Genomic DNA, 726 nt, shown 5'->3' on the forward strand with positions numbered 1-726 from the left:
AACCGGAACCGATCATTCGTTTTGAAACCCAACCTGGCCAACAAATGCAGGTGGATTTCACCACAATTCGACGCAACAACACGACTTTAAAAGCCTTTGTCGCAACATTAGGGTATTCCAGAGCGACTTTCGTGAAATTTTATGATCATGAACGTACGGATGCATGGATCGATGGTCTGGAAAATGCATTTCAGTTCTTTGCAGGAGTACCTCAAGAAATCCTGTTTGATAACGCTAAAACGATCATGATTGAACGGGATGCCTATCAGGAGGGGCAGCATAAATGGAACCCCAAACTGCTCGACTGCGCCAAGAAATACAGCTTTCGTCCTCGCGTATGTAAGCCCTACCGTGCACAGACCAAAGGCAAAGTTGAACGCTTTAATGGATACCTCAAATCAAGCTTTATTGTGCCATTAAAAGCAAGCCTGAAGACTTCGGGTTTACTGTTAGATGTTGATGTCGCCAATGCCCATATTGGCCGGTGGCTGCATGAAACCGCCAATCAGCGGATTCATGCCACCACGCAAGAAAAACCGGCTGTTCGACTGCAACAGGAGCAGCAAAAATTTACGCCATTACCGCAATCAGATACAGGTTCCAGCACTGTACCTGTTGCAGCAGCAGAGCATGTCATGCCCTACGAGAGTTTGCAGCATCCCTTATCGGTATATGACCAGTTGCTGGGAGTTTCCTGATGAATCTGCAATACGACCGTATAGAGCA

The 726-nt window shown here is 46.7% G+C and carries 1 protein-coding gene; it reads left to right on the plus strand.

Annotated elements, in window-relative coordinates; genetic code table 11:
- A partial coding sequence (gene istA / locus AC1P5O_RS16705) for an IS21-like element ISAba8 family transposase (protein ID WP_441368517.1) occupies positions 1–698 on the plus strand: 698 nt, incomplete at its 5' end.
- Positions 699–726 lie beyond the last annotated feature (28 nt).

This window comes from Prolinoborus fasciculus (assembly GCF_056724605.1).